We start from the raw sequence: 23,923 nt of genomic DNA, 5'->3' as shown, positions 1-23,923 counted from the left end.
ATTTCCAGTAAATTCCGGACAATTTTTAGTATTTTCTAATACTTACGCAAAAAAAGTTCGTTTACTAGATGATTTTGCATTTTATGTAAGATTAAATCTGCGCGATTTCTTGTTGGCAATATATATTCACGCAAATTTGGCCTGTTAATTGTGAGCCAGACCTCTCTTGCCATTCTGGTTGCCTTAGTTCGATCCCCAATTGCATACGGATAATAATAATTGGTAGGATCTTGAAATGCAGTATCCAATAATGTTTCAAACCGTTCAAGATACCAGCCTTGAATCAAATCTTCATGTGCATCTACATAGATAGAAAAGTCAAAGAAGTCACTGACATATAGCTGCTGATTACTTGGCAACTGCAGCACATTAATTCCTTCAACAATCAAAATATCGGGGTTGTCTACAACATCAAACTCGTTGGGAACTATATCATAGACCTTATGAGAATACCTAGGCGCCTTAGCTGGCAACCCATTCTTCACGTCGTTAGTAAATGTCAACAACCGTCCCATATCATAACTTTCAGGAAAGCCCTTGCGCTGCATTATCTGGCGTCTCTTCAATTCCTTATTTGGATACAAAAAGCCATCAGTTGTAATTAACTGCACCTTTTTTTCTGGATATGTCGTACTTAAAAGGGTTTGCAGCAACCTAGCAGTTGTACTCTTGCCCACCGCAACACTTCCTGCAATTCCTAGAATAAACGGAACTTTATGTGCTTCAATCCCTAAAAACTCTGCCTGCTGCTTCATCAGCTCTTGCCGTGATTTCATATGAATTCCTAGTAAATGCACTAATGGTTGATAAATATCTTGAACGTCAGCTAGTGATATACGGTCATTAACAGACTTAATCCGTGACAATTCTTCTAAGGATAAGGAGACTTGATATTTTTGGTATAGGTTCCGCCACTCATCACGTGGAATCTTGTAATAATTCATCTGATTATACATTGCTACTCCTACATTGTAATTAAATTAAGATTATTATAGCATTTTACTGGTTTGAATATTAGGCTTTATTTATAAGAGTATGATTCAAGTTGAGAGCCTTCAAGTACTAGCGAAAAATTACGAACATAGCCCGGTTTTGGCTATGAGTAATTACGTAATTATAGATATAAAATCAGATACGCAAATCGCGTGTTGTGTCTGATTTATCAATATCAAACATGAAGTAGTTTATATCACCACGGTACTTAGCAATTGAATACTCTATCTTTTTCTCATTTGTATCTCCAATAGTGTGAAAATAAAAAAGAGGTTCAGCAATCTTGACATTGAGTAGCGTACTTGTGGTTTCACCAGCAGCAATTACTTCCAATTTGCGACGAACATGAGTAATAGGATAACCACATTTTGCCAATTCATCATAGAGAGAATGTTTTGTAAAGTCAATCTTATCAAAATTATTCAAGAGTTCATAAGGAAGAAAAGTAGTGACAAGGACTACAGGTTCAGTCCCTGCAAAACGCAGACGAACTAATTTATACACCAAGCTGTCCGCATCAAGGCCGAGTTTTTCAGCAACTTCTGGCGTTGGATTCTCATTGCGAAAAACAATAACTTGAGTTTTAGCTGTTAGTCCTTTAGATTGCATCTCACTGTCATAACTTTCAATAACGTGGGTAAATTCCTGACTAATTTTATTTTGACGTACCATGGTACCACGATGACGTTTTTTCTCAAGAAGTCCCTCGTTTACAAGATTTTGAATAGCTTGTCGAATAGTAGGTCTACTAACATTATATTGGGACACTAAGATCATTTCTTTAGGAATAATGCTGTCTTTAGGGTAGATCCCAGAAATAATTTTTTTCTTAATGTCATCTTCAATAAACTTGTACTTAGGTACTGCCATGAGCCACCATCCTTTTACGTTCTGTGAGCATAGTATTATAGAACTTTTTTAACAATCTCCACTAGCCTTTTTATGTCCGTGATCTTAATACTAATATTTACTTTTAGGGGTGGGTCAAAGCTTAACTTTTGAGCCACCTCCTCTATTTATTCCGTATAAACGTGTTCCATAAGTCAAAATGCTCCGTCTAACTTCGAATTACTCATAGCAAAGTACCCGCTATGTTCGCAATTTCGAGTTAGTACTCAAATTTTTCCGACTTATGTCACAACTCCATTGTTTTTACACCATCATCATTCATTCTCTTCTTCAAAGCATCGATGATTTCAATACCTGAACTGGTACCAATACGACAGGCACCAGCTTTAATCATCGCAAGAAAATCGTCCGAGTTCCGAACACCTCCAGCCGCTTTAACATATACACTTGAACCAACAATTTCTTTCATAAGTTGAACGTCTTCTACAGTAGCACCACTCGGACCAAATCCGGTAGCAGTTTTGATAAAATCAGGGCGAACTCGCTTAGCAATAAGTGTAACTTGTTTAATCTCGAATTTTGTAAGATACGGATTTTCAAAAATAACCTTGCAAAGAACCTCTTCATCATGACAAATCTTAACAATTCTAGTCATCTCATCCTCAATATAGTCATAATTTTTTTCTTTTAACTCAGTGATATTAATAACATAGTCAATTTCATTAGCACCATTAGCGATGGCATTCTTGGTTTCAAATTCCTTAGCTTCAATTGTCGTTTGCCCGAGAGGAAAGGCAATTGCAGCACCAGTATCAATATCTGTTTCTTTCAGCAATTCCGAGCAAAGTTTAGATTGAACTTGATTAATTGCAACCATCTTAAAATGATATTTCTTAGCTTCATTACAAAGTTTTTTCATATCAGCATCCGTTGCATATGCGTGCAAATTTGTATGATCAATCATCTGTGCAAAGTCATTAATAGTATACTCAGACATTTTAATCCCTCCAATTAGGTTATTACATAATGATAATAAAATCATTTGCTATTAAAGTCAACTTTCTTTTCATCTTTTTACAGATGTCTATAAATATAGAAGCTTGCGTTTACATATAATAACTTGAAACACATTTTCGTTTCATTAAGTAATTACTTATTATGCAGAATATAATATTATAAAAATTAATTTAGTTTCACACATCAATATAGTGAACGCCTTTTTTCATCTATTGAACTAATTGTGGGCAACACTGTTCAACCAAATAAGGCAGACATAGATGAATTTCGCAATCGTTTTAATAAGTAATTAGATATAATCTCAGAGACAGTACTCATTCTGACTTATGTTAATCTTTTACGAATAATATACATGTGGTCTATAAAATACAAACAAATTAGGTAAAAAAGCACATCTATGTATTACCAGATGTACTCTTTTATTACTAATTAAACTGATATTGTTGGACCTGATTATTTTTTTCACTCTTTTCTTCAGTATTATATAAATCTATATCATTTTATAAGTTTTAAAAATATCGATCAAATCCCCTGAAAAGCCTTCCCAATTTAACCAAAGTATCTAATGTAATCCGTCTCTAATCACACTAAATATCTTGTATTCTAGAAGTTGAGGTATTAATGTTTTTTTCTAATGTATGAGCTAAGAAACTTAGTGGAATCATAAATTTTCCAGTTTGGTTTTAAAATTATTCATAAACTGTGAGTTAGAGATAAAACTGTTATTTTAAAACCTTTTCACTTATATTTCCGATAAATGCAGATACTTCATAAATATCTTCTTTCATTCCACTACTTATCCATCGATTTAGCACACCACTACACCCATAAGCCAAAAAGTAATATAACCACTCTTGAGTGATTTCCTTTTTCTTATTATTTTTAACAGCAAGATCATAGCAAAGTTCAAATATTTTTGCAGGAAATGTACTATCTCCGTTTTCTGAAAAAAGAACAAGATAAAGTTCTTTTTTTTCTTTAAACTTCTCAAGAATTTTCCCAAATATATTTTCTAAATTCTGATCTCGCGATTCAAATATCAGCTCTTTCAAATCTATTATCAACTTGTCTTCCATTTGTTTCATCAAATCATAACAGTCATGATAATGTTTATAGAACGTAGCTCTGTTGATTTCTGCAGTTGCACAAATTTTCTTAACAGTAATTTTATTAAGTGGGTAAACCTTTAATTGTTCGACAAAGCTCTGCTGAATGATCATTTTTGTATAACGAACACGAGCATCTGTTTTCATATACTATCCTTTCAAAATTCTTTCTTTTAATTATATAAAACAAGTCAAGTTTGAGCAACAAATGTTTAATATATGACATTGTGTTAAACATATGTAAAAAAAGTGTTTATTAAATTACATCATCAAAATTATTGCCGGTTGAACTCTTCATCAATATTGTTAGACTAAACTCATAAAAAGAATATCTAGGAGGAAAATTTTATGAGAATTTTATTGGTACCAGTTATTATAGTCTGTGCCACAGTAGGAACAATTCAAATAATCAAAACTATTGCTCATTTTGACAATAATTTGAATTCTATTCTTTCATCAAAGTAAACTTTTCAATGAATCGAGGAGGTCTATATGAACTTAATGAATATTTTCATGGTTCCACTTATTATGGCTTGTGCTACAGGTGGTACTATTGCACTTTTATCAATTATCTATAAATATCAACATCGAAAAACCACCAAACGTATAAAGAAAAGGGGAAGATTTAAATGAACTTATTAATTTCAAGCGTCTTAGAACAATTTAAAAATATAATTTTATGGGGAACTGAACTTCCAAAGCTTTTTCTAGTTCCTTTGATTATGTTATTATCACTTATTGTTTGTGTAGTAGTACTGTCAACTATTTTGTTTCTTATTCGTTTGATATTTGGACAAAAGGTAGTGAATTTTATAAAAGGAACATCGAGATAAGCACATAGCACAATTGATATTCATAATCAACCATGTCAGCATTGGGTCATTCTAGATTACAAAAGGCTTCAATTTTTAATTCATTCAGAATAGGTTATATTAGACAAAAAAATCAACACCTAAAAATGGGCTTGCGGTAAACGCCATTTTAAAGGAAGTTGATCTTTTCTGTCCGAACAGAAGTTAATTTTACAATCTATTCTATACAAACAATTTTCAAAATTAAAGTAAGCTTTGCTCCGAAATTACTGCTTTACTGTATTTTTTCATCATAACAATGAACAAATTAATAATTACGATGACTACTGACAGGTAAATTAAAGACATTAAGTGTTGCCCTATCCCCACTTGATTCCCTAAAACTCCAAAATCAGCTTGAATTGCATAATAAGTTGGTGAAATAAAGCTCATAAACTTAAAAAATCCAGGTAAAATAAGTTTAGGAATTAATCCAGCTCCAGAAACAATTTGAATCATCATAATTGGTACATTGAACATGATACCTAATTGACCAAAAAGTAGATTGAAAATGAAATTAAAATTCATTGCAGCAAATAGTTCCAAACCATGGTTTAACCAAAGTTTCATAAATTCCGTACTACTAAAATTATTAAGCCAAGTTGCAATTCCTAAAATACAAACAGGCGCTATAACAGAAATTAAAAGAATAGCTAATTCCGACATTCCGTATGCCTTAAACTTACCAATTTTTTGAGAGAACTCAGAGAAAGCAAGATATAGCACTAATGCACCAATCATCGACCCAATATAGAATGCTAATGCAAGAAAGAAAGGAGCCATGGTATGATTCATACCACTTTTAACTTTATTCATTTTGTGCAGCTTGTAAGAGACTCCACCATCTTTAGGATTATAAAGACTATCAGCTTGTTTTTTTAACTTTCTCTCTGCTACCGTACCCTGAGCTTGAATAGCCTTAGCCTGCTGTGGAGCTTCTTTAATTGCTTTTGCAAGTTGTGCTTTTAGTTGCTTTAATTGAACAGTAGTAAAAATAGCCTCTCCACGTTTTTTAGTAATTTTATTTTCAACAGTAGCTCCTACTGTTTTGGCTACACTTTCCATACCACTGACAGCAGTCATTGGATTAGCTTCATTCACATAAAAGTGCAGATTTGTTTTTTTGCCATTTATAATCTTCTTTTGAAAATTAGTCGGAATATTAACAATCAAGTAAATTTTCTTATTTTTTAATTTTGTTTTTGCCGTTTTTAGAGAATAATTGTACTTAATATGTTTAAACGGTAATTGTCGTACCAATTGCTTTTTTAATGCATGACTATCTGAATCTTGACTAACCACAGCTATTGGTAAATCTTTTAGGTGACTTGGAACTACTTTGTATCCTGAAAAGTAGATTCCCACCATACACATACCATAGAATAACACTATTAATAATGATCCAATAGTCCATTTATTACATAAAAACTTTCCAATACTTTTCATAAGAATCCTCCAACCTCTACTTATATTTTACGTCTAATAACATAACACCACCATTTCAATAAAGCAAGTACTTACTTTATTGAAATGGTGGTGTTATAATTAAAATATCTTTTAAGAAAGGAATGATATCTTTGACTGATACTCAAGAAAGAATTTTGACTGCCTTCAAACAACTATTAATAGAAAATGGTTATACTAAAACTACTACTCGCAAAATCGCTAATTTGGCCGAAGTAAATGAACTTACTATTTTCAACAACTTTAAAGACAAAGAAGGTTTACTTAACGCTGCTGTTAATGATTATTTGAATGATGTGAATGAACTTACTAACAACATTCAGCTATCAGGTAACGTTGAAACAGATTTAACTATGTTAAGTCAGCAATGCCAGAGCTTCTTTAATGATCATAAAGCTATTATATTAGCGGGATTTCGTGATGCATTTGACATTCCTAGTTTAAATGCTGCAATTCAAAAAATTCCATTATATTTCAAACAATTTTTGATGGACTATTTCAAAAAAATGCAAACTAATGGCGTTATCGATCATAATTTAAACGTTGAAGCTCAGTCAATGAATTTTATTTGGCTTAATTTTGGTTATTTTTTAACTGGGCAGAGATTTAACACACCTGGGTTATCTTTTGATCTAACATATTTTTTACAAAACAACATCAAAAGTTTTATTAACGGATTGTTTGAGTAAAAAATTATAATCTTCTAGTATATTTAGATTCATTACTCCCTAAACAGACATATAAGGCCTCTATATTCTGAGATACTATTACACCGCACATAGAAGTTCCCAAAATATTTTATTCATAATTAGTTCTGAAATATTAAACTTTAAAAACAATGGTTCTAAAAAAACAAGTAAAGTAATCTCACTAAGAGATTTATATCAACTAGCGTTTAGTTAAAACAGATGCGCCAAATTAAAGCATGAAACGTTAGTGAATTTTAATAATAACTATCCATTCTAACATCTACACTGAAATGTGTTACTTAACCACAGCCAGTATGAGCTAACAGGTATAAAGTAAATGGAACTGGGTCAAAAGTTATATTTTGATTCAGTTCCTCTATTTATTCCGTCTAATTTCGAATTGCTCATAGCAAAGTACTCGCTATGTTCGTAATTTCGAGTTAGTACTCAAATTTTCCCGACTTATGGTACACTCCCACAGATTCTAAAAAAGTAGTTCTGAGAAATTAAAAACACGTTTCTCAGAACTACTTTTTTAATTTTTTATGTACACATAAAGAAGCCAAACATGCACTCCTTTTGTACTTAGCTTGTGTTTGTTGAACTAATTGATAGGCATTAACTACTTCCATTGACATTCTGTGAACGCAATCTTACTGAATATGGCAGTAAATGAAGATTCACTAGGACTACAAGCATATATTCCTATTTGAATTTTCTTGTTTCCATCAAATAAGTGAGTAATTCGCATTTGCTTATAGTGAATGCCATCATAGGAATTCTCAATGCAAAAATCATTATTATGCCTACTTAATCGATAGTACATAAATCTTTGTTTCATGGGAATATCTGTCGTAGCCCAATCAGAAAATCCTTGATTAGTTACGACACTTCCAAGTCGTTGAAACTCCTCATTCTCATATTCAATAGACGCTTTTAGCCAATTCTCACTATTTTGATAAATAATTACACCACATTGATCAAATTGTTTTTTGCTATTAAATTCCGTTTTGACTAGAAACGAAAAGTTCATATCACTAATTTTTGTCAATAAGGCAGGAGCATTATCATGTTGAAAATTATAATACGTATTTTGCCAAAAATCTGTTCTTGGTTCTGTAGTTATTTCAACTTTTTTGGTATCAATATAATATTTTTGAGGCTTATTTATCCAAAATAATTGACCTTTTTTGAAATTTAGGTTCATATTTATCCCTCCATTCACTTGGTAAATACAGAATCGATATAATCCAGAATACTCTGTTACTCTAGCTTGAAGTACCTCACTAACTGTAAAAAAGGTATATCTCCTAGCATCCTTTGCCAGAATTCAATGAATCTTATTTATTAAATAATAATTAATATCCCATTGCGTGTTTGACAATCTGTTCGGTTGTTGTATTGATTAGAACACCCAACATTTTAAAAGCAACGTGAACAGCGGTTTGCGGACAGTATGAGGTAATAACATTACTGTCAAAAACTATTGGTTCATTTAAAACATTTACACCAAACTTCATGAGTTCTGTTTGTCGATAACTATTTTTTAAATTATAGGTAGTCGCATTTTTACCTTTCAAAATGCCACTTTTACCAACGGGTAAAGCCCCAACACATATTGTGACAATTAATTTATTAGCGGCATGGAATTTTCGAATTAGATTTAAGAAATGTTCACTATAAGCTTCTTCATAAAACCCGTATTCCTCAAATCCCCCAGGAATAGCTAAAGCATCAAAGTCATCAATGTTAATTTCATTGATGACTTTATCAACCATAATATTAACATTAAAAGTACTTTGTACGACAGAAGTAAATCCGGCGGTGGTGACATTAATATCAACCCCATAGTCATTCCTGGCCCAACCACAAACATCTATGAACGGACTAAACTCCATGGTCTCAAATCCCTTATTAAGAAATAGTAAAACTTTTGTCATATCAAGCCTCCAAGTAGATTAAATTATGATTATCGAAAAAATGACCAATCTTACCGAAAAACCCGTTTTAACGAGACTTTTCTTATTATGTTCATATAGCAAGTTTTTTTGATTATTCACTATCAATATTAACTTAATAGTGACCTAGGATATTTGTTGCTCAGCTTTAATAAACATAAAAAATGATACAATCATAGTTATATTTAAAATTTGATAAGTTCTGAGACCCATAACATCAATTAATTACCCAAACAAAAAATTTTCTATTGGTTGTATGCCAGCAAACACTAATAAGGCTAAGCCGAAAATTTGCTCCAAATATTTAAACTCACTGATAATCGGATAGACGTCGACACACTTTCAAATAGACAATTCCAGGTAAGCTTAAAAATTAGTCTGTAAAAAGCAAATTATATTAATTTCTTATACTAATAAAGCTAGTGAAAGTATGCATAGATTACCTGTTTTTGATAAATTCTAATTGGCTGCACATTACTTTTGGATAGGTCACTGGTATTCTACTGGTAGTCATTACAAAAAAAATATACTTTACCACTTAGTTATTGAACATAATACTTTGGAAAATGGTAGATTGCAAATTTAATCTGGACTTTTTTGCCACAAACTGATAAGCCAATTGATTAATTTGTAAATTTTCTTGAATATAAAGGTTCATCCACTACTCAAACATGAGTTTATTTTTCAAACACGTTTTACTGACTTTAAGAATCTAGTTTTCAGGGTCGAGAATTATATTAACTAGTACAATACAAAAATAATCAGCGTTGAAATCTAAATATTTTAGTGTCAAAACTTGACATAGGAACACCTTAGTTATCAAACATTATATAGGATAATCGACTCTTAATTCAGAAGCTTTCATATATTTCCTTTTCTAATGGTAACTAAAAATTATTTTAATTTTTCTTTTCTAGCAAGTATGAAGTTAATAAAATATTTGCTTGCTATTGGTAAGCTAAATTCATCTTGATAAGCTATTCCAATTATTCTCTCTATTTTGGGCTGGATAGGTAAATAGACAATATTAAAATTAGTTTTTTTCATTATTAATTTTGATAAAATGCTAATTCCTAAATTTTCTTCTACCATTGTCATAATAGTATTATCATCATGAATTCTATATTTAATACTTGGATAACATAAAGCTTTCTTAAACGCTTCTAAGGGTTCACTATAGCTACCTTCTTCTAAAAGAATAAATGGATCCTTTACTAAATCCTCAATACGAACTATTTTTTTGTTGGCCATCTTATGACTAGATGAAACAATAGCTCCCATTTCACCACTTTTTATAATTTTCATTTTTAAATTTCCACTCGTTTTAGGTGTTAAAAAACCAAAATCTACTTGACCTTCTTTGATCAACTTATATATAGATGTATAGTCTCCTTGCTTTAAAATAAAATTAATCTTTGGATATTGCTCTTGGAATTCTTTGATCATACTAGGAAGCCAGTAGCGACTAATACTGGCAATTGCACCTATTCTAATAATTCCAGTTTTTAAACCCTTTATTTCGGTAGCCATACCTTCCATTGCCTCAAACTGTTGAATTGATCGCTGAATATAAGGATATAACTTTATTCCTTCTTGAGTTAAAGTTATCCCTTTTCTGGATCTTTTAAGCAGTTTTATAGAAAACTCATTTTCCAAAGAAGCAATCATTTGACTAAGTGAAGATTGTGTGTAGCCTAAAGCTTCCGCAGCTCTAGTAAAACTTCCTGTCTCAACAACTTTTCTTAGGGCTATTAGTTTTTTCAATATATCACCTTTTCTAATTCTTGAATTAGATAAATTAATTTTACTTATCTAATAATTTATTCTACAATTAATATAATAATTATCAAGAAAAAGGTGAGTATAAAATGTCTTTAGAAAATGTTAAAAATTTTTTCTCCGAATACGGATTACAAGATCGAATTGTTGAACATGATAGTATCGGTGATACTGTTGCCCATGCTGCCCAAACTTTAAACTGTAAAGAGGCTCAAATTGCTAAAACAATGACCTTCTTTGTGCATGATGCTCCTATTCTAATTTCAATGGCAGGTGATGCTAAAGTAGATAATAAAAAATTTAAAGCCGTATTTCAAGCTAAAGCTAAAATGATACCTGGTAATGAAGTAGAACAAATCATAGGACATATTCCAGGTGCTGTTTGTCCCTTTGCTTTGAATGATGATGTCAAAGTTTACTTAGACATTTCTCTAAAACGCTTTGAAACTATTTATACTGCTGGTGGAAGTCTTAATAGTACTATCAAATTATCCCTTAAAGAACTCGAAAAGTACGCTCAACCTATAAATTGGATAGATGTTGGCAAAGGTTGGATTGTGAACGAGTAGGTCTTTAAAAAATTTTATGATATTTTTTAAGATGAAATATAGAGTAGATAAAGTTCCTTATAATCATTAAAGTTCCTTTTCCCGTGACTGTGATGAGAAAACCAATTCATCTTCGAATTGGCTTTTTTTCTTGTTTAAATCATGAATTCAATACTAATTTGGGTGTAAAAATTTGAATAAATTTCCCCCTTATGCAGTGCTCCTTCTTTACTTAATTTTCCGATTAATACGTTCCTAATGCCCCAGAGGTAACGGTTAAAATATTGCAACAAATTATCTTGCCAATCAAAAATTCTAATATTCTTAAAGAAGTTCAAGATATCTTACTCAATAATTTTAAAGTTGGTCAGCATAACTATACGATTTTCCAAATTGATAAAACCACTCTGCTAAGAGTAAGTGAAGTCAGGCACTTAAAAAAAGACTACCACAAAAGATTAGTTTTGCAGTAGCCCATAATATTAATCGCTAACGCTTAGTCCGTAATCAATTCATAAGAATCGGTAGAAATTCGCTTAAATAAACGTGATAATTCATTTAGCGCAACAACGTTTAGCTGATGCATTGCCCTTGAACAAATTGTATACACTAGCTGACGTTCATCCTCATCGTGATAATTTTGTTCACTAGCATCCCACATTATTACTGCATCAAATTCCAGACCCTTTGCCAAGAAAGCAGGAACGATGATGTTGCCAGCAGCCAGACGTTGATTTTCAGTCTTAATCAATGTGACCTTGACTCCTTGTGCTTGTAAATCAACGGTCAATTGTTGACATTGTGCTAAGGTCTTGCCAATAATCGCTGTCGTTAGCTGTGCTTCATCATTTTTTTGCAATTGTTCTGCGACCTTTTGAACCATTTGTTCTGCGTTACTGAATACTTGTAATTCAGGCAATTTACCTTGACGTTCAAAAGCCTCAACAGATGCCCCGCTAAGTAGGACCTGCTTCGTAAATTCAGTGATTTGCTTGGTTGAGCGGTAAGATTTCGTAAGTTGGACAACCTTGATTCCATCTTTAGGGAAGAGTTTACTCATTTCTTCTAATAAGGTATAACTTTCTTTTTTCGTAAATATGGCTTGATTCAAATCGCCCAATACAGTGAAACGCGTTCTTGGAAAGCTCGTCTTCAGGCAAGCCAACTGATATGGTGTGTAGTCTTGGATTTCATCAATAAAGACATGCCGAATCTCTAGTTCGCCTCGCTTGCCAGTAATCAAATCATAGAGGTACAGATATGGGCTGACATCCTCCATCAACATTCTTTTCTCTTTAACAGCAGTGATTACACTTCCTATTTTCTTTTTCCATTGTTCCTCAGTAATTCCGGCTTGCTGAATGTCTAACAAGTCGGGAACACTGTTTAGAAAATGAATATATTGAGCATTGATATTCAAGAACCGGTTACGTTGTATATCTCGTTGAATCTGCTTATATTGTCCCATCACATACCGTCTTGTCAAAAAATGCAATTCAGCATCTCCGTCTCCAAGATCACGTGCATGGTCACCATAGAGCTGCGTTAATTCTTCTGGGCTCAACTCTTGAACTGCCTTTTCCACCCATTCTTCCTTGGCAGTCTGATCAATTCGCCTACTAAGTTGTTTCAGCAATCGTTCTTTTGTAGCTTCCAGCCGATTACGCAAATGATAGTTCTCGTTGAAACTATAATAGATTTTCTCAATGTGTTCCTTATCAAAGAAGAGCTCTCCTCTAAAACGAATATCTTTAAAACGCATTCCCTTCTTTTCAAGAAAATTACCATATGTTGTTGTTGCATTGAAGAATTGCAGACCATCCTTTAATCCCTGAATCTTTTTCTCTCCAGTTGTCCTAGTCCGTTCAAAACGTTGCTGTAAAGTTTCAACTTTGAGCTTGGGAAGTCGTCGCTGAGCATACTGATAATACGTCATTTGAATCATATTTTGTTCACCCAAATCAGGTAGCACTTGATCAACATAATCATTGAACAATTGATTAGGAGAAAAAAGAATCACTTGGCTCGAAGTCAAGTTACCTCTGAAACGGTACAACAAGTAAGCAATACGCTGTAAGACTGCCGAAGTTTTCCCAGAACCAGCTGCTCCTTGTACAAACAACAATTTGGCCTTGGTCTCACGAATAATTTGATTTTGTTCTTTCTGAATAGTTGTTACAATGCTCTTCATTTTTGTATCTGAAGAATCATCCAACACATCTAAGAGCATCTGATCTCCAACTGCTTCATCAGTATCAAAAACTGTCTGAATTGTGGCATCTTCTACTAAAAATTGACGTTTTAGACTTACATCAACGTTTTGCGTCCCATCTGGCGTCTCGTAGGAAACTTCACCAATTCCCCCATCATAGTAGACACTTGAGATAGGTGCACGCCAATCATAGATTAAGAAGTTATCTGGTCGATCACTAAATGATCCTAAACCAATATAGACAGATTCTTTTTTTAGTTCGCCTTTTTCTTTGAAGTCGATTCTTGCAAAGTACGGTTTCTTTTCTAGTTTTGCTAAAATATCCAGTCTTCTGGCAGCTAATTTCCAATTATTCTCACGTTCTTGTAAGAGTTGCTGCTGCTGTCTAACTGTCATTGCAGTCTCAAATATTCCTGAATAAGATTCTGTCTTAATTCGCAGATTGTTTGAAAAGTCTTTCTTGATAGCTTGTGAATCTTTTTTTGCGCTTGCAATCTCTTTTTGATGTTTCTTTTGGGCAATCTTAATCTTGCCAACTACAGCATCCATACGCTTTTGTTCTTGAGCCTTAATATCAGAATTCATAGATTTCCCCCCAATTGCCTAAATTCTTGTCATACAATTTTAACACCTTTATCCTCTCCCCACAATTAAGGATATCTAGTATTATTTAAAAAAATATAAATCCTGTGTAAAATACTAGCTTTTAAGTGCAATCTTCGTTAAAATTATCTACAAATTAACTTAAAGGAAGTGATTGTCTTGATTAGCAACATACTCTATTTTTTATCTCATCTCCAACTCTACTTGTTACCGCTAGTTGAGACATTAGGCGGTTGGGTATACATTGCACTCTTCGCAATCGTTTTTATGGAGACTGGACTCGTAGTGTTCGCCTTCCTTCCTGGAGAATCCCTTGTTTTCTTCGCAAGTACCTTAGCGGCGATTACAGGTTCTTCACTTGATATCAAAATTCTTGTCCCTGTATTCTTCTTTGCTGCCTTGATTGGTGATACAGTCAACTATGAGATTGGCTGCAACCTCCACAGGCTGCCATTTTTTAGAAGGTTCCTTTCTGAAGATAAACTTGCAAAGGCACAGACATATTTTGAAAAACACGGGGGAAAGACAGTAATGTTTGGAAGATTCATTCCCTTAATCAGAACTTTTATTCCATTAATTTCAGGAAGTGCTCGCATGAATTACAAGCGTTTTTGTATCTACAATCTCCTTGGGGTACTAATTTGGGTAGTTTTAGGTTCTTCGCTAGGTTACTTCTTTGGCCAATTAAACTTTGTTCAAAATAATTTCTCTGTTATCTTAGTATCTTTCGGGCTGATATCAATCATACCAGGAGTCGCAATCTCACTTTATCGTTTCATCAGAAATAGGCGAGTTATTTAAAGAAATCTTAAAATAAATTTGTTATAAAAAGAACTTGATTTCGGTTTAATTAATGCCGTAAACAAGTTCTTTTTGTTTACCTGCTTGCAGGAATTCTTCCAACCACCTTTAAAATTTTGGTACTAATGATAGCTGAGACGCAGTATGTGTTCTCTACCATGAATAATTCAAAGCAAGTTGAGAAAATAATATAACAATCTTAAGAACTTTCATAGTCTCACAATTATCTGTATACTGTTAATATGTGCCAAACTAGTAAATTGGCTATAAATTTAGGAGGAGAAAAAATGGTTTTCACAATTTATTTTGTTCGCCATGGACAAACAATCTTCAATCATTATAATCGAATGCAAGGATGGTGTGATTCACCACTAACTGAAAAAGGAACATCTGATGCACATAAAGCTGGAAAAAGGCTTGCGGTAAAGCATTTCACTAATGTGTATCATAGTGATACTTCACGTGCCAAGAATACCTGCCATATCATTATGGGTGAGAATAACAATTCAAAATCAATCCCAGAACCAACAACGCTTCCACAATTCCGAGAACAAGGTTATGGATATTTTGAAGGCTGTGATTCAAATCAAGCATGGTTGATGGTTGGAGCAAGACATAACTGTCGCTCATTTCCAGAAATAATCTCAAAATACTCAATTGAGGATTCACGTGATTTCATGAAAGAAATTGACCCATTTCACGAAGCAGAAAACAATGATGAATTCTGGACACGCGTCAATTCTGGTTTTGACTATATTCGTAGTCAGCAAAAAGATGGGGATGAAGTATTGGTAGTCAGCCACGGTACAACTATCCGCAGCATTGTTCATCGCTTTGCACCTGACATTGACATCATCTCTCTCAGCCCACAAAATGGTTCTGTAACAAAAATGATTGTTGCAGATGACGCTATTTCAGTTGAATATTTTAATCATTATACCGATGAACAAGACTATTAATATTTTGCTATAAGTAATTCGAAACTAGACGGAGTATTTTGACTTATGAAACACGTTTATCTGCAATAAAAATAGAGTGTGACATAAGTCGGGAAAATTTGAGTACTAACTCGAAATTACGAACATAGCAGGCACTTTGCTATGAGTAATTCGAAGTTAGACGGAATATTTTGATTTATGAAACACGTTTGTCCGTAATAAAAATAGAGACCAAGCCAAAACTTAACTTTTGACCTTGTCTCTATTTTTTGTTACCCATACATTACCACAATAGTCGCGTCAGTATTTTTACCTTACCACCTATTGCTTTACTTCCATTTACACGTGTCTGCTATTCCTCGTAACTAGCAGCACGTTTTTTATATTTGGCAACTTCATCTTCTGAACAACGAACAAAGTGCCCTGGAGTAATTTCATGCATCTTACGCGGCTTATTTTCATCATCAATTTCTTGTGCTGAATCATAAACAATTTGCTTGCGGTTCCTTTCAAATTCTGGATCAGGAATTGGTACAGCTGAGATTAAGCTTGCTGTGTAGTCGTGCAATGGTTTTGTATAAACATCATCAGACGTTCCGACTTCCAAAAGCTTGCCATAATGCATAACTCCAATTCGATCAGAGATGTACTTGACCATTGAAAGGTCATGAGCAATAAAGAGATATGTTAAACCTTGTTTTTCCTGTAAATCCTTCAACAAATTAACAACCTGAGCTTGAATTGAAACATCTAAAGCAGAGATTGGCTCATCAGCAATAATGAACTTAGGCTGCACAGCTAAAGCACGTGCAATTCCGATTCGCTGACGTTGTCCACCTGAAAATTCATGCGGATAACGACTCGAATGATCCTTGTTTAATCCTACTATTTCTAGAAGATCCTCGACCATCTTGCTGCGTTCTGCATCATCCTTAGCCAAATGATGAATATCAATTCCCTCTGCGACAATATCCTTAATCTTCATTCTTGGATTCAATGAGGCATATGGATCTTGAAAAATCATCTGCATTTCTCTTCTGAATGCATGCTCTTCTTGTCGTGTTTTTAATTTATTAATGTCTTGTCCATCAAAAATAATCTCACCATCGGTTGGATCATATAAGTGAATGATACTTCTACCGGCCGTTGTTTTACCAGAACCAGATTCACCCACAAGTCCAAAAGTTTCTCCTTCATAGATATCGAAACTTACATCGTCGACAGCTTTGACCAAATCAGATTTCCCCACATTAAAATATTGTTTGAGGTGCTTAACTTCTAATAGCTTTTTCTTCTTCTCTGACATGGGTCTTCTTCCTTCCTAGGCCTTTACTGACTTATTGACACTCATCTCAGCAAATAGCTTCTGACGACGTATAATCTCGGTTGGTGGGGTTACTTTTGGAGCATCTGGATGTAACAACCAGGTAGCAGCGTAGTGTGTATCTGAAACCTTGAAGAAAGGTGGTTCTTGTTCAACATCAATCTTCATTGCATAAGTACTCCGCGCAGCAAAAGCATCACCCTTTGGCGGGTCCAACAAGTCAGGTGGAGTACCCGGAATTGCCTCTAATAATGTACTTGAAAGAGTTGGCATTGAATTCAATAATCCCCATGTATACGGATGCTGTGGATTATAGAAAATTTCATCAACCGTGCCATATTCAACAATCTTGCCTGCATACATTACGGCAACTCTATTAGCCATCCCAGCAACTACACCCAAATCATGTGTGATAAAGATAATCGAAGTCTCGATTTTTGATTGAAGTTCCTTCATCAGGTCAAGAATTTGTGCTTGGATTGTCACATCAAGAGCAGTAGTTGGTTCATCAGCAATCAGTATCTCTGGATAGCAAACCAATGCAATCGCAATAACGATTCGTTGGCGCATACCACCTGAGAATTGATGCGGATATTCATTAATCCGCTTTTCAGGATCAACAATCCCCACAAGCTTTAAAATATCCAATGCCTGTGCCCAAGCTTTCTTCTTCTCCATTTTCTTGTGTTTCATTAGCGGTTCAGCAATCTGCTGTCCGATTTTCATTGTTGGATCTAATGAAGTCATTGGATCTTGGAAAATCATTGCGATATCCTTACCACGGATATTTTGCATCTCTTTTTCAGATTTCTTCAAAATATCCTGACCATGATACATAACTGAACCACCAACAACCTCTGCATTATTTGCAAGTAATCCCATTAGACTCTTTGTTGTAACTGACTTACCTGATCCTGATTCGCCAACTATTGCAAGCGTCTCACCCTTGTCTAGATGAAAGCTCACATCACGGATGGCTTTGACATCGCCAGCATAAGTGTGGAAATTGATTTCCAAGTTCTTCACATCTAAAATTCTCTCAGCCATTTTGCCACCTACCTTCTAGTCTTTGGATCAAATGCATCACGTAGACCATCACCTAATAAGTTAAAGGCAATCATCAATACACACAATACAATTGCTGGATACCACATCTGATATGGTAAGAATTGGAAGTTCTTCTGTCCATCATTAAGCAATACACCAAGTGAAGTCTCTGGCGCACTGATACCAATCCCAATGAAACTCAGGAAGGCTTCAAAGAAGATTGCCGTTGGGATAGTATACATTGTCTGAATAATAATAATACTTGAAAGGTTGGGTACCAAATGTTTCCAAGCTATCTTAGGTGCCGATTCTCCCAGTGACCGCGCAGCCAGCACATATTCTTGCGACTTAAGCTGCAGTGTTTCCGCACGAATCATTCTGGCCATTGTTGTCCAACTTGAAATCGCAATTGCAGCGATAATTGATGTCATCCCTGGTTTTAAAACCAATAACATCAAAACAACAATGACTAGACTTGGAACGGACGAGATGATTTCAATAATACGTTGCATTACATTATCAACTCGTCCCCCTTTCCAACCGGAAATAATCCCATATGCAACACCAATGGTTAAGTCAAAGAATGTGGCCACAAGTGCTACTATCAATGAAACTTTTGTACCATAGATAATTCTTTCAGCAAGTGAGCGTCCTAAGTAATCTGTTCCTAAAACAAAATATTTATCTGAAGAAATATTATTTTGCTTATACTCATCTACCCATTCACCCGCAACTTTTAACTTCCCATTAAAACCATTAATAGGAACACCAGGTATTTTTGCCGGTAAGTTGGCATAGTTTGGTGCTGACTTGACCAATGAGTCATGGTCAATAAAAAACGATGAACCAAAAGCCACAATCAGCATCAAAACAATAATCCATAATGAGATGAATGCACCTTTATTCATTTTCAAACGGCGCCAAGCATCCTGGACGAAGGTTAATGATGGAGCAGCAATTTTTTCGTTGTCTAACTCTTCGGCTTTTGGTAAAGCCTCAAAGCTGTCCGGATTTAATTTAATTTTTTCTTCCATCTGCTTAATCTCCATTTCCACTTAATCGAATCCTTGGGTCAATGATTCCATAAACAATATCTGTCAATAAGATCACAACAACCAGTCCAGCAGAGAACAACATCGTCACACCCATAATCGTTGGGTAATCATTTGTTGTAATCGACTTAACAAACTGTTCACCAATCCCAGGAATAGAAAAAATATTTTCAATAACCATTGAACCTGTCATAAGAGCAACCGTATATGGCCCGATTAATGTTACTAAGGGTATCAAACTATTCCTCAATGCATGGTGATAAACTATCCCAAATTTTGTTAGTCCCTTGGCTCTAGCAAGTTCAATATAATCCGAGTTCAAAACATCTACCATTCCAGTTCGGATAAAACGAGCCGTTTCTGCGAGTGGCCCGACTCCTAGAGCAATTGTCGGTAATACTGTGTAGCTGAAGCCACCCCAGTCAGCAATTGGAAACCAACCCAATTTAAGAGCAATATAAAACTGTAATAAAACAGCCAAAACAAAGTTGGGCACAGATTTACCAATGATAGAAAGAATTGTACATAAAGTATCAATCCAAGTATTTCTATTAATAGCCGCAAAGGAACCGATAATAATTCCTATCACAACTCCAAAAATCATTGCTTGAAGACCCAACTGAGCTGAAGCACCAATTCTACTTGAAATCAAATACGAAACTGGTTGATTGCTATATTGGAATGAAGTTCCTAAGTCTCCATGCAACATACCTCCGAGATAAATAAGGTATTGCAGCCATATTGGCTTATTCAATCCATACTGCTCATTCATAATTTGGATCTGTTGCGGTGTCATCTTTTCCTGATTAGAGTACGGTGTTCCTGGCATTAATTTCATTAGAAAGAAAGTAATGGTTGCTACCAAGAATAACGTCAATACCATGTAGAAGACACGTTTTAAAAGATATTTACGCATATTTTTTCCTCACATTCTAGTTCTTACTCTAAAGTTAGGGCAGATAATATCTATTTTACATTATAATCTAATTTTGTTCCATACACTAATCGGGGGATAACTATGTTCAGTTAATCCCCCAATTAGCTTTTAATATTATTTTAATTCAACTAATTATTTTGCAATATAAGTATCTTTAAAGTTGTAGTTAACCCCAGCAGCATTGTAAATAACACCCTTAACTTTTGATTTAACTAAAGTTGCTGTTGCTTGTTGATACAATGGGGAAATACCTTGATCGTTTAATAAGATCTTTTGAGCCTTAACTAAGTCATTCCAACGTTTTGTTGTATTAGCAGCATCAGTTGTCTTAGAAGCTTCAATCAACTTATCGTATTCAGTGTTTTTCCACTTACCATTGTTTTGTGAATTGTCCGATGTGAAGAGATCCAAGAAACTAATTGGGTCAGAGAAGTCAGCGCCCCAACCACTAATAACAATTCCAAAGTCTCCACTAACTGAACGTGCTAAACGTGTCTTGAATGGCACATTCGAAACAGAAACCTTGGCACCTGACAAGTTCTCTTCAATCTGACTTTGTACGAACGCTGTAGAATCTTTGGCCTTATCTGTATCATCACTAAGTAATTGAATATCCAATGATGTTACACCAAGTTCTTTCAAACCTTTTGCCCATAACTTCTTAGCTTCCGCACGATTTGTTGCAACAGCACTCTTAACTGAAGCTGCATCAGCAAAATCTGTACCATTTAACTTAGCTAAGCCTGTTGATGCTAATCCCTTGGCTACTGTTGAACCATCGCCAAGAACCTTGTTTACAAATTGCTTGCGATCGATAACCAATGAAATAGCCTTACGGATATTAGCATTTTGGTATTCTTTCTTTGTTTGGTTATATTGTAGATAGAAAGTCGAAGCACCCTTACGAGTTACAAGTTGCTTTGAGTTAGATAACTGCTTAGCTTGTTCTGCACTCAGATTTGTTTCATCTAACTTACCAGATTGGTATAAGTTATATGAAGTTGTTGTACTCTTGTTAACCTTAAAGTTGATTGCTGAAAGCTTAACATTTTTCTTATCCCAGTAATCGCTATTTTTCTTCAATGTCCAGCTTAAGTTTGAACCAGTCCATTTTGTAAGCTCAAATGGTCCATTGTATACCATATACTTAGAAGCTGTCCCATATTTGCTACCATATTCCTTAACTGCTTTTTCATTTTGTGGGAAGAATACAGGGAAGCCCATCAATAACTTGAAGTATGGAAGTTTCTTATCTAATGTTACAACCAACTTATAATTGCCTTCTGCCTTGATTCCTAAAGTAGAGACAGCCTTCTTGCCATTCATGATATCATCAGCATTTGCAATCCCACTAAATAAGTAAGCATATTGTGATGATGTCTTAGGATTAACAGTTCTTTGCCAGCTGTAAACGAAATCTTTGGCAGTAACCTTTTGTCCATTACTCCACTTAGAATTTTTACGCAATGTAAATGTATATTTCATGCCATCATTAGAAACTTGTGTCTTGGTAGCAATTCCTGGTTCGATTTTACTATCCTTACCTAAACGATATAAACCTTCGTTTGTATTGTTCAACGTATCAAAACTCACAACATCGGTTGCCGTTGATAAATCCATTGTAGGCAATTCTGCTGACTCGTTCCAATTAAGTACCTGTTTTGAAGCTGTAGAACTACTCTTAGAACCACAAGCCACTAAGAATACCGAAGACAAAGCTACAACTGTACCAAGCTTTGCGAATTTATTTATTTTCATCGCACTATTACTCCCCTTGTATGTTTCTAAAAGAAACTATTTTTTAACAGTGATTAAATTTTATATGATAACTAAATTAAATACAAGTATAAATTCTTACTTTATTCATATTTTTCCCACATTTTACCATCGTTTATGCTCTTTTTTTGAATTTTATAAAAAAAAATCCGGGTTCTCTTTTTTTATTCAAAGAAAAAACGACTTTTAGCTTTAGAAAGCAAACGATAAACTTACATAATTGAAAATTCTATGCATTTTCTAATGTTCGCTTTTAACTCACTCAAAAAACATTCAAAAATCATTCGCTATCTCCCCTGTATTTTTTACCTTCCGGCAGGCATTCGTGATAAATGTTATAATTATTACCATTAGAGGAGGTTTTTACAATGATTCCAGTTATTACTGCAGGTATCGAAGCACAGCAAGAAAATTTTGATTATTTAATGGATGAATTAACAGAATTAGTAAAAGCAAATAATATGACAGTTGTTGCCGATGTCCGCCAACGACTCCAAAAACCAGTAGGCGCAACCTATCTCGGAAAGGGAAAAGTTACAGAAATTGCAGAAATTGCTCAAGAAACTGGTGCACAATTTCTAGTTCTAAATGATGAGCTGTCCCCAACGCAAATTCGTAATCTTGAAAAGAGTATAGATATCGCTGTTTTAGATCGTACAGAACTTATTTTAGAAATCTTCTCAAATCGTGCCCGCTCAAAAGAAGCTCAGATTCAAGTTGAAATTGCCCGACTAAAATATAAAATGCCCCGGCTAAGAGTTGCACCAGATATTAAGTTAGATCAGCAAAGTGCAAGTGGTGCTTTAGCAAATCGTGGTGCTGGTGAAACAAAACTTGAATTAAACAAACGAACTCTTCAAGATAAAATTTCATTTCTGTCACGAGAATTAAAAGAAATTGACAAAGAATTCGAAATAAAAAGTAAGTCTAGGCGTAAATCAAATCTGCCTAGCGTTGCACTTGTTGGCTATACGAATGCTGGTAAGTCAACTACAATGAATGGATTGCTCTCGTTATTCTCAGAAGAAGAGACCAAGCAAGTTTTTGAAAAAGATATGCTTTTTGCAACCCTAGATACTTCTGTAAGAAACTTGAGCTTCCCAGACAATAAGAAGTTTCTCCTAAGTGATACAGTTGGATTTGTAAGCAAACTACCTCATAATTTGGTTGAAGCGTTCAAGTCAACACTCGCTGAGGTTAGGGAAGCCGATTTGTTAATCCAAGTAATTGATATTTCCGACCCACATGCTAAAGAAATGATTGCCACAACAAATCAAACGCTCGAAGAATTAGGTATCAGCAATAAAAAGATGATTTTTGCTTATAACAAAGCTGACAAGGCCAAATTAGATTATCCCACTATTGAAGGAATGAATCTTACTTATAGTGCCCGAGATGAAGCATCTTTGAAAGAACTTGCTGGTCTGATAAAAAAGCTTCTTTTTCCTGGCTATCAGAAAATGAGATTTTTAATACCTTTCACTTCAGGTAGCTATCTTGAACAGCTAAATTCACAGGCGAATGTGCTCAACACTGAATACACTGTTGATGGTAGCATCGTAACAGCCGAAGTTTCCCCCATTCAAGCACAATATTTCTCTAAATTTACTTATTCTGAATAAGGATATCATCTCAAAAAATCCTATCTGATAAAAAAGGGAGTTGTGATATAAGTCGAGAAAGTTTGAGTACTAACGTAGAATTGCGAACATAGTAAGAACTTTGTTATGAGTAATTCGAAGTTAGACGGAAAATTTTGACTTATGGATCACGTTTATATGGAAAAAACAAAGGGTCTGTGCCATAAGTCCTTCAAAATAGAAGAGATTAGTGAAAATCGTTCCTTGATTTTCACTAATCTCTTCTTTGGGTTTATAAAACAGTTATGATTGGTGCCCTTCGCTACCAATTTTCTAATATTCATTGCCATCAAGGCAATTCCAGCTTCTCTTTTTACCTTTTCAAGACCTCTAACAGAA

20 protein-coding genes are annotated in these 23,923 nt (G+C 34.3%); 5 read left to right on the top strand and 15 right to left on the bottom strand.

What is annotated here, in order from left to right:
* Positions 1-35 precede the first annotated feature (35 nt).
* The 5 genes from coaA to FFX44_RS10525 form a co-directional block, all read right to left on the bottom strand.
* Entirely contained in the window at positions 36-956 is a 921-nt protein-coding gene (gene coaA, locus FFX44_RS10545) for a type I pantothenate kinase (RefSeq protein ID WP_289980768.1), read from the bottom strand.
* Between the two features lie 172 nt (positions 957-1,128).
* Positions 1,129-1,863 (bottom strand): GntR family transcriptional regulator, encoded by a 735-nt coding sequence (locus FFX44_RS10540; RefSeq protein WP_289980767.1) that lies wholly within the window; start codon positions 1,861-1,863, stop codon positions 1,129-1,131.
* 265 nt (positions 1,864-2,128) lie between these two features.
* Positions 2,129-2,839, bottom strand: coding sequence for a deoxyribose-phosphate aldolase (gene deoC, locus FFX44_RS10535; protein WP_289980765.1), 711 nt, complete (start codon positions 2,837-2,839; stop codon positions 2,129-2,131).
* A 742-nt stretch (positions 2,840-3,581) separates the two neighbouring features.
* Positions 3,582-4,112: a TetR-like C-terminal domain-containing protein gene (locus FFX44_RS10530; protein WP_289980763.1), complete on the bottom strand. Its 531-nt coding sequence runs from the start codon at positions 4,110-4,112 to the stop codon at positions 3,582-3,584.
* A 908-nt stretch (positions 4,113-5,020) separates the two neighbouring features.
* Positions 5,021-6,262 (bottom strand): ABC transporter permease, encoded by a 1,242-nt coding sequence (locus tag FFX44_RS10525; protein WP_289980760.1) that lies wholly within the window; start codon positions 6,260-6,262, stop codon positions 5,021-5,023.
* A gap of 131 nt (positions 6,263-6,393) precedes the next feature.
* Between FFX44_RS10525 and FFX44_RS10520 the strand changes: the two genes are divergently transcribed.
* Positions 6,394-6,969, top strand: a complete 576-nt coding sequence (locus FFX44_RS10520; protein ID WP_289980758.1) for a TetR/AcrR family transcriptional regulator — start codon at positions 6,394-6,396, stop codon at positions 6,967-6,969.
* Between the two features lie 622 nt (positions 6,970-7,591).
* Here the strand turns inward: FFX44_RS10520 and FFX44_RS10515 are convergent.
* The 3 genes from FFX44_RS10515 to FFX44_RS10505 form a co-directional block, all read right to left on the bottom strand.
* Positions 7,592-8,176, bottom strand: a complete 585-nt coding sequence (locus FFX44_RS10515; protein WP_289980756.1) for a DUF1349 domain-containing protein — start codon at positions 8,174-8,176, stop codon at positions 7,592-7,594.
* Between the two features lie 151 nt (positions 8,177-8,327).
* Entirely contained in the window at positions 8,328-8,909 is a 582-nt protein-coding gene (locus FFX44_RS10510) for a DJ-1/PfpI family protein (protein ID WP_289980755.1), read from the bottom strand.
* A 912-nt stretch (positions 8,910-9,821) separates the two neighbouring features.
* The gene (locus tag FFX44_RS10505; RefSeq protein WP_289980753.1) at positions 9,822-10,691 is read right to left on the bottom strand and encodes a LysR family transcriptional regulator; all 870 of its coding nucleotides are present in this window, start codon (positions 10,689-10,691) and stop codon (positions 9,822-9,824) included.
* Between the two features lie 104 nt (positions 10,692-10,795).
* Between FFX44_RS10505 and FFX44_RS10500 the strand changes: the two genes are divergently transcribed.
* The gene (locus tag FFX44_RS10500) at positions 10,796-11,275 is read left to right on the top strand and encodes a YbaK/EbsC family protein (protein ID WP_289980752.1); all 480 of its coding nucleotides are present in this window, start codon (positions 10,796-10,798) and stop codon (positions 11,273-11,275) included.
* Positions 11,276-11,750: 475 nt separating this feature from the next.
* Here FFX44_RS10500 and helD read toward each other — a convergent pair whose 3' ends face one another.
* Positions 11,751-14,051 (bottom strand): RNA polymerase recycling motor HelD, encoded by a 2,301-nt coding sequence (helD, locus tag FFX44_RS10495; RefSeq protein ID WP_289980750.1) that lies wholly within the window; start codon positions 14,049-14,051, stop codon positions 11,751-11,753.
* Positions 14,052-14,228: 177 nt separating this feature from the next.
* Between helD and FFX44_RS10490 the strand changes: the two genes are divergently transcribed.
* The gene (locus tag FFX44_RS10490; RefSeq protein WP_289980749.1) at positions 14,229-14,870 is read left to right on the top strand and encodes a VTT domain-containing protein; all 642 of its coding nucleotides are present in this window, start codon (positions 14,229-14,231) and stop codon (positions 14,868-14,870) included.
* Positions 14,871-15,157: 287 nt separating this feature from the next.
* Complete coding sequence (locus tag FFX44_RS10485) at positions 15,158-15,829, top strand: histidine phosphatase family protein (RefSeq protein ID WP_289980748.1); 672 nt, start codon at positions 15,158-15,160, stop codon at positions 15,827-15,829.
* Between the two features lie 331 nt (positions 15,830-16,160).
* Here FFX44_RS10485 and FFX44_RS10480 read toward each other — a convergent pair whose 3' ends face one another.
* The 5 genes from FFX44_RS10480 to FFX44_RS10460 form a co-directional block, all read right to left on the bottom strand.
* A complete protein-coding gene (locus tag FFX44_RS10480; protein WP_289980747.1) occupies positions 16,161-17,114 on the bottom strand; it encodes an ATP-binding cassette domain-containing protein in 954 nt (317 codons plus the stop codon).
* Between the two features lie 15 nt (positions 17,115-17,129).
* Positions 17,130-18,179, bottom strand: a complete 1,050-nt coding sequence (locus FFX44_RS10475; RefSeq protein WP_289980746.1) for an ABC transporter ATP-binding protein — start codon at positions 18,177-18,179, stop codon at positions 17,130-17,132.
* 8 nt (positions 18,180-18,187) lie between these two features.
* Positions 18,188-19,213, bottom strand: coding sequence for an ABC transporter permease (locus tag FFX44_RS10470; protein ID WP_289980744.1), 1,026 nt, complete (start codon positions 19,211-19,213; stop codon positions 18,188-18,190).
* Between the two features lie 4 nt (positions 19,214-19,217).
* Complete coding sequence (gene opp3b, locus FFX44_RS10465; protein ID WP_289980742.1) at positions 19,218-20,147, bottom strand: oligopeptide ABC transporter permease; 930 nt, start codon at positions 20,145-20,147, stop codon at positions 19,218-19,220.
* Between the two features lie 153 nt (positions 20,148-20,300).
* On the bottom strand, positions 20,301-21,926 hold the full coding sequence (locus tag FFX44_RS10460; protein ID WP_289980740.1) for a peptide ABC transporter substrate-binding protein: 1,626 nt from the start codon (positions 21,924-21,926) through the stop codon (positions 20,301-20,303).
* 386 nt (positions 21,927-22,312) lie between these two features.
* Between FFX44_RS10460 and hflX the strand changes: the two genes are divergently transcribed.
* On the top strand, positions 22,313-23,566 hold the full coding sequence (hflX, locus tag FFX44_RS10455; protein ID WP_289980738.1) for a GTPase HflX: 1,254 nt from the start codon (positions 22,313-22,315) through the stop codon (positions 23,564-23,566).
* Between the two features lie 152 nt (positions 23,567-23,718).
* On the opposite strand, the gene FFX44_RS10450 is transcribed toward hflX, so the two are convergent.
* Positions 23,719-23,923, bottom strand: a 205-nt coding sequence (locus FFX44_RS10450; protein WP_289980734.1) for a hypothetical protein, incomplete at its 5' end; no start/stop codon positions are given.

This window comes from Lactobacillus sp. UCMA15818, assembly GCF_030400225.1.
Classification (GTDB): domain Bacteria; phylum Bacillota; class Bacilli; order Lactobacillales; family Lactobacillaceae; genus Liquorilactobacillus.
The sequence above is the reverse complement of the archived record's forward strand: the minus strand, read 5'-3'. Positions and strand labels throughout refer to the sequence as shown.